Raw genomic sequence first — 9381 nt, 5'->3', positions numbered from 1 at the left:
ATCTGCCGCACAATCTTTGTGCGGTATTGCCCTAGGGAAAACAAAAAAGAGGACAAGCCGTCTTGCCCTCTTTCAGAATCGGATCATTTCCGGTATCGGTTACAGTACGACACCGTTCTGCTCCAGCAGTGCCCGGGCGGTTTCCACAGAGTCCACGCCCACAGCATTTTTCACCGGAGCGAATTCCTTGCTGCGGTCTACCTCAAACGCCAGACAGCTGTCCTGCATGTGCACCATATCCAGCACCAGCGTTTCGAACTTGTAGCCATTGGGTTCCTCCGGCTTCACCAGCTCCCCTGCTTCGTTGAGATGAGAGATCTTTTTGTGTGCGATGTGCAGCGGGAAATCCGAGCCCAGCGTATGCATCAGAGCATCTACGCGGAACAGGTAGTTCAAAATCACGCCGAACCGATACGCCAGCGAGCCGTCCTCGTTCCGCAGTGTCCGCATTTCTTCGGTCATTTCGTAGTATTCCACGATCGAAGGCTTGTTGTCCTCCAGACAGAGCACACCCACCCGTTCGTCCGGATCTGCCTTGCTGACGACCTTTCCGCCGGAGGCACAGCCGGAAGCGATGGTTGCACCGATGAATACCGGATCGGCGATCTGCTGGAGCACATTGTCCACAGCAAAGACGTTCAGCCATTCCAGCCCGATCTCCTCGATCGTTTGCAGCAGACCGGCTCTCTGCATCGAGGAGAACCAGCCGCCGTTTCCGTTGGGGGAAAGTACGATCTGATCGGGAGCGTTCAGGAAAATTTTGCCGTTTTCGTCCACTGCCGGTTCCGTTTCCTGCTTGAAAAAGTGTACGTTGTCCGCACTGTAGCCGAAGTAGTCGTGTTCTTTCAGAAATGCACGGGTTTCTGCATCATTCTGTTCGCTGGTCATGATCATCAGCGGCACATACGCCTCCGCCTCGTCAGTGACCTTTTTCAGGTTGTGGATCAGGCATTCAAAGATGTACAGATCCCGTGTCTTGCCCATGTTGTACATGCCCTTGGGGTGATCGAATCCCAGACGGGAGCCCTGTCCACCAGCCAGCAGAACGGCTCCCACTTTGGCATCACGAATTGCCTGTAAGCCGATCCTGCGGTATTCGTCCGCCTTTTCTGCGATCTGTTCCAGTGTCACAGCTCCCAGCGGTGCAAAGTGTCCCCGCTGCTGTGCCGCCGCTTCGCGATTCTGGAACTGGGGGCGTTCCAGATGCAGGTTGGAGATCTGTTCCAGCAGGTGTTCCTGCTGTGCCGGTGTCAGAGTGGGATAATACCGGAGCAGGTGCTGCTGACCGTGGGCAGTCAGATAAGTCAATGCTTCTTCATACGTCATGTGTATAACCCTTTCTTGAAAAACCGGTGCCGTACCGGAAGTATTGTCTTCGGAAATCTCGGAAATCTCGGAAATCCCGCCGAAATTCCCGTTTCGATAGGAATAAACACATTATATCATAATATGCAGGAAAATACAAGCCTTTTTGAAAAAAAACAAGCTTTTTCGAAATAATATGTGCTCCGTGCGAAATCGTTTTCATATGCACACGAAAACTTTCTTTCATTCGAAGAATTCATGCGGTATTGCCTATAAAACCCCAAACTTGCCGCAGTTTGTCAAATCAAAATCAAAAACCGCACTCTTTTCCGGAAAACTCCGGCAAAGGGTGCGGTTTTCTACTATTATATTTCCGACTATTATAAAAGTATCCTCATCGGGAATACGGCACCATGCCCAGAATCTCAAACGCCTGTGAACGCTGCCACAGGTCGGCGGTGACGTAGATGTCGAAGCCCTCTCCCGGCTGGCACTGTAACTCCTGCGGGGAAATTTTCGGCAGCCCGAACCCTGCCAGCATGTTGGCGATCATGCCGCCGTGGGTAATGACGGCACAGTGGAGCAGATCCTCCTGCATCATGTCCCGAATGATCTCCCGCAGCGAACGGAAGATTCGCAGCTGCACTTCCTTGACGCTCTCGCCCTGCGGCGGACGGCAGTCCATACCGCCTTTCAGCCACTCCTTGAACTCCGGCTTGTGTACCAGTTCGTCAGCGGATTTTCCTTCAAATGTGCCGAAATCCATTTCAATGAGATTGTCCACCGTCTGGATCTGTACGTCCGGAAAGAGAATTTCCGCGGTTTCGGTGCAGCGACGCAGCGGGCTGCTGTACACCCTCGCCACGTTGGGATACCGGAACTCGTCCATTTTACCGGCAAGCTCTGCCGCCCCTTTGTCGGAAAGCGGAAAATCGGTTCTGCCGATGTAAATGCCTTTGTCATTTGCGGCAGTTCTGCCGTGGCGGATCACGCTGATGCGGTAACCTTTCATAAAAAATAAACCTCCATTGTGGAATTCGTTGGATAGTCGATACATCTTCGGAAATTTTGCGAAAAAGGTAATAATTTCGCTGTAAAATAAACAATTATTTACCGTTTACAAAATAAACGGCTTGTATTATAATAAAGGGTAGGCATTTTTGAAGAAATCGGACAAGTTCCGTCCGGAAATGCCTACCCTTATTATATCACATTTCCCTCGGAAAAGAAAGATGTTTTTATGATGCACGGGAAAAAACTTTTTGCGGTGCTGCTGCCGCTGGTGCTGACGGCATGCACTTCTGCAAAGCCGGCTCAGACCGAAACCGTCTGGGCAATGGATACCGCCTGTACCATTTCTCTCCACGGCAGTGGCGTTTCCGAAACGGCTTCGCTGCTGAAAACGCTGGACAAGACGCTGGACAATTATCAGGAAAACAGTGCGATCTCCCGGCTGAATCAGAGCGGCACAATTTCTGGGAACGATACCATATACCAGCTGGTGTCCGAAACGGCTGCCCTGCAAAAACGATTCGGGGACAGTGTAGACCTGACTGTGGGACAGCTGACGGCACTGTGGGGCATTACCACAGATACGCCCCACGTGCCCACGGCGGCGGAACTGGAACCGGTACTGAAAACCATTTCTCCCGACCACGTGACGGCGGCAGACGGCACCGTGACCCTCACCGACGGAGCACAGCTGGACTGCGGAGCCGTGGGAAAGGGCTACAGTCTGGACTGCGTGAAAGAGGCTCTCGACCAGTCCGGCACCGCCAGCTATGGCACAGTTTCCATGACATCTTCCATTTTGTGCTACGGGGAGAAGCCTGACGGGAAACCGTTTCAGATCGAGATCCGTGACCCGTCCGGCGACGGTACGCTGGGCACCGTGTCAACTGACAGTTGTTTCCTGTCCACCTCCGGCGGATACGAACGGTACTTTATTGCTGATGACGGAAAGCAATACTGCCACATTCTCGACCCTAAGACAGGCATGCCGGCGGAATCCGACCTGACCACAGTGACGGTGTTCTGTGACAGCGGGCTGCAATCCGACTTTCTCTCCACGCTGATCTGGCTGGAGGGCACAGAGCATCTGGAGGAACACCTTCACGCAGAGGATTATCAGATCGTAGCACAAGACCAGTCCGGCAAGCTGTACGTCAGCGACGGGCTGCACTTCACCCCCAATGCGTAAAACTCCTGTACATTGTAATACGATGAACAGCTAAAACTATAGAAATAAGCCTCCCTTGAAAAGGGTGACTCCCCACGGGGTGGGGAGATGCCCGCAGGGCAGAGGGGACCGCTCAGTACGAGGGGGATCAGCGAAGCTGGTGGAGGGATTCTTCTGTGGAATTTCACACATGAAGAAAAAAATTCCCACCCTATAAATCATTCCCAACGCCTATCGCAGAAACCACTCCGTTTCTGTAGATATATAAAGGAAACACTGCACGCAGATTGCGTGCAAAGCCGTCAGGCGTGCTTTATTCAGTGTTTCCTAAAGTAAAGCAATCCGAAAAAGTGAAAGGAGCTGTATTCTATGAAGAAACTGCATGGCGTGCATCTGGCACACCATAAAAACACAGAAAACAGTGCTTCTGTACCGCTGCCGCTGCCGAAACTGGTGCGGATTCCCATGAGCATGCATATCGGTGCACCCTGTACACCTCTTGTAAAGCCGCGGGATACCGTGCTGGTGGGGCAGAAGATCGGCGATACCGACGCATTCATGGCAGTGCCGATCCACTCCGGTGTTTCCGGCAAAGTCAAGGCAGTTTCCACCTACCGTATGTCCAACGGCAGGACATGTCCCATGGTGGAGATCGAAACCGACGGCGAACAGACTGTTTCTCCGGATGTCCGTCCGCCCGCTGTCACTGATAAAGAGAGTTTCCTCAAGGCAGTGCGGGAAAGCGGACTGGTGGGCATGGGCGGTGCAAGCTTCCCCACTCACGTGAAGCTGAACCCCAAACAGACCGTGGACACGCTGGTCATCAACGCGGCAGAGTGTGAGCCCTATATCACCTCGGACTACCGCCAGATGATCGAAGCACCGGACGAAGTGCTGGACGGCGTGCGGCAGGTGCTGCACTGGCTGCAAATCCCCAAGGCAGTCATTGGCATTGAAACCAATAAGCCGGAGGCGATCCGCGTCCTGACGGAAAAGACCAAGTCCGAACCGGAGATTCAGATCTTCTCTCTCCCCACCACGTACCCGCAGGGTGCAGAAAAGGTGCTGATCTATCACACACTGGGACGCACCGTCATGGAGGGACAGCTGCCGGCAGATCAGGGCGTGATCGTGATGAACGTGTCCTCCGTGGCATTTCTCAGCCGCTACCTGAAAACCGGCATGCCGATGGTGCAGCGTATGGTGACGGTGGACGGCGATGCTGTAGGCAAGCCCTGCAATGTCATGGTGCCTATGGGCACACCGGTGCAGGACGTGCTGGATTTTGCACAGTGCGATATGGAACGGGCAAAGAAAGTGCTTTACGGCGGCCCCATGATGGGCATCGCTGTGCCGGACACTGCCGACCCGATTCTGAAAGCCAATAACGCTGTGCTGGCTCTGGAGAAATTCGTTTCCCCGAAACCCACCGCCTGCATTCACTGCGGCAGATGCGTTCACGCCTGTCCCCTGCGGCTGATGCCCACGGAGATCGCCAAGGCGTTCCGGCAGGAGGACAGCGAAGCACTGGGCAAACTGAAAGTCACCCTGTGCATGAACTGCGGCTGCTGTACTTACGCCTGTCCGGCAAAGCGTCCGGTGGCAGAAACCAACCAGCTGGCAAAGGCATTCTATATGTCCAGCATCAAAAAATAAGCATGGCATCCGGAGAGTTGACAGCCCTTGTTGTAGGGGACGATGCCCAGCCCGTCGCCCAGCGGAAATGGCGACGGCAGACTTGCCCAAGGATAGCAAGCCACATCGCCCCGCTATTCATTATAATAGTGACAACTAAATAAGCCTCCCCTGAAAGGGGTGACTCCCCACGGGGTGGGGAGATGCCCGCAGGGCAGAGGGGACCGCTCAGTACGAGGGGGACCGCCGTTAGGCGGTGGAGGGGTTTTACTGAAATCTTTTACTCGATGTGTTATATTTAATATGTATTGCTTTGTGAGATCCTTCTGAAAAGAACGATACCTCATATTACAACTGCACATATTTAAAATCCCCCAGACTCTCCGACCAATCCATGAAAATAGGAGGAAAAACCATGACATCATTATTGACTGTTTCTCCGTCACCTCACGTGAGAAGCGGCATGACCACGCAAAAGATCATGCTGCTGGTGGTGCTGGCTCTGGTGCCGGCGATCGTGGCGGCGACGGTGGTCTTTGGACCGCGAGCATTGTTTCTGGTTGTGTTCTGTGCTGTCATCAGCATGTTCACCGAAATGGTCTGTCAGAAGCTGATGCAGAAAGAAACCACCTATACCGACGGCAGTGCCATGCTCACCGGCGTGCTGCTGGCTCTGAATCTGCCGGCAACGCTGCCCCTGTGGGAAGCGGCGATCGGCTGCGTCTTTGCCATTGCAGTCGTCAAGCAGCTGTTCGGCGGACTGGGCTGCAACTTCGCCAATCCCGCCATTACCGGACGTGTGTTCCTGCTGCTGTCTTTCGGCGGCGATATGACCACTTGGGTGAAGCCCTTTTTCTATCGCGGCAGAAGCTTCTTTGAAATGTTTGCCGCTACCGGAAACCTCCCCGACGGCGTGACCGGTGCCACTCCGCTGGCTTCCGGTGATGCCGGTCTGCTGGACTTGTTCCTCGGCAACGTGGGCGGTTCGCTGGGTGAAACCTCGGTACTGGCTCTGCTCATCGGCGGCGTGTTCCTGCTGGTGCTGGGGCTGATCTCGTGGCACACCCCTGTGGCATATCTGGGCGGTCTGGCAGTGCTGGAACTGTTCTATACCCTCGCCACCGGCGGCGAAATGACCGACGTGCTCTACGCCCTGCTCAGCGGCGGTGTAATTCTGGGAGCATTCTTTATGGCGACCGACTATGTGACCACCCCCATGACCGGTGCGGGAAAACTGATTTTCGGTCTGGGCTGTGCGGTGCTGACCTTTGTCATTCGGGAGTTTGCCAACATGCCGGAGGGCTGCTCGTTCTCGATCCTGCTGATGAACCTGCTGACTCCGTACATCGACAAGCTGACCATGACTCACCCCTTTGGGGCAAAGCCCGCAGTGAAAAAGGAGGCGAAGTAACATGGCAGAGGCAAAGACATCTTCTGTAAAATCCATGGTGCTGCCGCCGCTGGTGCTGGCAATAATCTGTGCAGTCTGCTGTGCATTTCTGGCACTTGCCAATATGGTGACCAAGGACAAGATCGCTGCCGCAGAGGCAGATGCCATTCAGACCAGTCTGAAACAGCTGCCCGATGCCGGCACATTTGAGGAAGTCACAGACTTCCAGCCGGAGAATAACGAAAAGGCATCTGCCACCGGTCTGTATCTGGACGAAAACGGACAGTATGCCGTGCTGGTGACCGCAGACGGCTATAACAAAGGCGGCCTGCAGGTCGTCATCGGCGTGGACAAGGGCGGAGCCGTTACCGGCGTTTCCTTTGTCACCGTTTCGGAAACCCCCGGACTAGGCACAAAGGTGCAGTCCAATCCGGAACTGCTGGTAGATCATCTGGTGGGACTGTCGGACAGTGACGCAGTAGACGGCGTGGACAATATCACCGGAGCGACCTATTCTTCCAAGGGCATGAAAGCCGCTGTGAACTGTGCCCTTGCAACTGTACATGCCAATCAGGAGGTGACCGGTGCATGAACTACGGAAAAGAATTTACCAAGGGTATCCTGAAAGAAAACCCGACGCTGGTAGGACTGCTGGGCATGTGCCCGACGCTGGCAGTTACCACCGCAGCATTTAACGGCATCGGCATGGGCTTGTCTACCATGTTCGTGCTGATCTGTTCCAATATCGTGATCTCTCTGCTGCGGAAAGTGATTCCGGAGCAGGTGAAACTCCCCTGCTATATCGTAATCATTGCTTCGTTCGTAACGGTCATTCAGTTTCTGGTGCACGGTTTTGTGCCGGCGTTGTATACCAGTCTGGGAGCATTTCTGGAACTGATTACTGTAAACTGTATCATTCTGGGACGGGCGGAAATGTTCGCCTCCAAGAATAACGTGCTGGCTTCGGCTCTGGACGGTGCCGGCATGGGACTGGGCTTCACACTGGCTCTGTTCCTCATGGGCAGCGTGCGGGAGATCCTCGGCAGCGGCACATGGTTCGGACTGACGATCCCCGGCATGGTAGGACATACCATGAGCCTGTTTGTCATGCCGGCAGGCGGCTTTCTGGTGCTGGGCTTCGTGATCGCTGTGGTCTGTGCCCTGTCCAAAAAGAATCCCCCGAAAAAGATCGGCTGTGCAAGCTGCCCCAATGCGGCGGCATGTCACGCAAAGTGTGAGGAGGCTGACGCATGAGTACCTATATTGCAATCATCATTGCGGCTGTGCTGACGAACAACTTCGTTCTGTCGAAATTTTACGGCTGCTGTCCGTTTCTGGGCGTTTCGAAAAAGCTGGATTCCAGCGTGGGCATGGGTGCCGCAGTGGTTTTCGTCATGCTGTGTGCGTCCCTGTGCACTTATCCCATTTACTACTTTGTCCTGAAGCCGCTGGAACTGACTTATCTGCGGACAGTGGCATTCATTCTGGTCATTGCCGTATTTGTACAGCTGCTGGAAATGGTCATCAAAAAACTGATGCCGCCGCTGTATAAAACGCTGGGCGTGTATCTGCCTTTGATCACCACCAACTGTGCCGTGCTGGGTGTTACCATTATGAACATCGACGAAAGCTACAGCTTCGGACAGTCGCTGGTGAATGCCGTGTTCTCCGGCGTGGGCTTTGCACTGGCAATGGTGATCTTCTCCGGTGTCCGTTCCCGCGTGGACGATGCCGAGAGCGAAACCCCGAAGATGTTTCGCGGCGTTCCGGCAACGCTTATCGCAGCCGCCATTGTGTCCATGAGTTTTCTGGGCTTCGGCGGACTGGGACAGTAAGGAGGGTGTGTCATGGAATTTGTCTATCCCATTCTGATATTTGTGGTCATGGGCATTGTGTTCGGTGTCCTGCTGGTCGTGATCTCAAAGGTGTTCGCGGTGAAGACCGATGAGCGTGCGGTGCAGATCACCGAGGCACTGCCGGGTGCAAACTGCGGGGCCTGCGGCTATGCCGGCTGTGCAGACTATGCCGATGCCATTGTGAATAAAGGTGCTCCCATGAATGCCTGTCTGCCCGGCGGTGCCAATGCTGCGGCAGCGATCGGTGCCATCATGGGCGTGTCTGTGACTGCGTCGGAACGCATGGTGCCGGTGCTGCACTGTAACGGTACCTGCGAAGCCACCAACCGGAAGTTCACGTTTGACGGCGTGCAGTCCTGTACCGCTGCGAAACGGTTTTACGGCGGCACCGGTGTCTGTGCCTATGGCTGTCTGGGACTGGGGGACTGCGTTTCTGTCTGTGAAAACGATGTCATCTCGATCAAAGACGGCATTGCCACATTCTGTACGGAAAAGTGTGTTGCCTGCAACAAGTGTGCGAAAGTCTGTCCCAACGGGCTGATCGAACTGCGGTCGGAAAAGAAAAAGGTGGACGTTCGCTGCTCCTCCCGCAATATGGGCAAGGTGGCAATGCAGTCCTGTCAGAACTCCTGTATCGGCTGTAAGAAGTGCGAGAAGGTCTGCAAGTTTGAGGCGATCATCGTCGAGAACGCCTATCCGGTCATCGATTATGATAAGTGTAAGTCCTGCGGCTTGTGTGCAAAGGAATGCCCCAGAGGGTGTATTGAAAACCTGCGGAAGCCCAAGGTAGTTGCCCCGAAGCCGGAGCCGGTAAAGGAAAAGCCGGCGGCGGAAGAATAAAGGCAATACCGCAAAACCGAAAAAACGCCGGTCTGCCTCTTGACAAACCGGAGAAAAATGCGTATAATAAAAATAGAAAGAGCATACCGGCAGACGGTTGCTCCCACATTAACGGAAAACGATTAAAAGAAATAACCGCCGCAATGAACTGACCCCAAAAAGTTAGACAAAGATTC

The 9381-nt window shown here is 54.2% G+C and carries 9 protein-coding genes; 7 read left to right on the top strand and 2 right to left on the bottom strand.

All coding sequences use genetic code 11. The annotated features are described in order from the left end of the window. Nucleotides 1–99 precede the first annotated feature (99 nt). Both RUMCAL_RS07460 and RUMCAL_RS07455 read right to left on the bottom strand, forming a co-directional pair. Nucleotides 100–1326 carry a UTP--glucose-1-phosphate uridylyltransferase gene (locus RUMCAL_RS07460; protein ID WP_021682075.1) on the bottom strand — a complete coding sequence of 409 codons (1227 nt, stop codon included), beginning with the start codon at nt 1324–1326 and terminating at the stop codon, nt 100–102. Between the two features lie 373 nt (nt 1327–1699). Then, nucleotides 1700–2317 (bottom strand): histidine phosphatase family protein, encoded by a 618-nt coding sequence (locus RUMCAL_RS07455; protein WP_040647484.1) that lies wholly within the window; start codon nt 2315–2317, stop codon nt 1700–1702. 228 nt (nt 2318–2545) lie between these two features. Here RUMCAL_RS07455 and RUMCAL_RS14615 point away from each other — a divergent pair, with 228 nt between their 5' ends. The 7 genes from RUMCAL_RS14615 (at nt 2546) to RUMCAL_RS07420 (ending at nt 9205) form a co-directional block, all read left to right on the top strand. Then, on the top strand, nt 2546–3505 hold the full coding sequence (locus RUMCAL_RS14615; protein ID WP_021682072.1) for an FAD:protein FMN transferase: 960 nt from the start codon (nt 2546–2548) through the stop codon (nt 3503–3505). 348 nt (nt 3506–3853) lie between these two features. Further along, nucleotides 3854–5140, top strand: coding sequence for an electron transport complex subunit RsxC (gene rsxC, locus RUMCAL_RS07445; protein ID WP_021682071.1), 1287 nt, complete (start codon nt 3854–3856; stop codon nt 5138–5140). Between the two features lie 394 nt (nt 5141–5534). Then, complete coding sequence (locus RUMCAL_RS07440) at nt 5535–6530, top strand: RnfABCDGE type electron transport complex subunit D (RefSeq protein WP_040647482.1); 996 nt, start codon at nt 5535–5537, stop codon at nt 6528–6530. A 1-nt stretch (nt 6531) separates the two neighbouring features. After that, nucleotides 6532–7101: an RnfABCDGE type electron transport complex subunit G gene (locus RUMCAL_RS07435; RefSeq protein WP_021682068.1), complete on the top strand. Its 570-nt coding sequence runs from the start codon at nt 6532–6534 to the stop codon at nt 7099–7101. Next, nucleotides 7098–7763: an electron transport complex subunit RsxE gene (gene rsxE / locus RUMCAL_RS07430; protein WP_021682067.1), complete on the top strand. Its 666-nt coding sequence runs from the start codon at nt 7098–7100 to the stop codon at nt 7761–7763. The genes RUMCAL_RS07435 and rsxE overlap by 4 nt, the downstream gene beginning before the upstream one ends. Next, nucleotides 7760–8344: an electron transport complex protein RnfA gene (locus tag RUMCAL_RS07425; protein ID WP_021682066.1), complete on the top strand. Its 585-nt coding sequence runs from the start codon at nt 7760–7762 to the stop codon at nt 8342–8344. Before rsxE ends, RUMCAL_RS07425 begins: the two co-directional genes overlap by 4 nt. Nucleotides 8345–8356: 12 nt before the next feature. Next, complete coding sequence (locus tag RUMCAL_RS07420; RefSeq protein ID WP_021682065.1) at nt 8357–9205, top strand: RnfABCDGE type electron transport complex subunit B; 849 nt, start codon at nt 8357–8359, stop codon at nt 9203–9205. Nucleotides 9206–9381: the final 176 nt, after the last annotated feature.

It is taken from the genome of Ruminococcus callidus ATCC 27760 (genome assembly GCF_000468015.1).
In the GTDB taxonomy this organism is placed as follows: Bacteria; Bacillota; Clostridia; order Oscillospirales; family Ruminococcaceae; genus Ruminococcus_C; species Ruminococcus_C callidus.
Note: the sequence above shows the minus strand (reverse complement) of the source record. Positions and strands in the feature narration are given on the sequence as shown.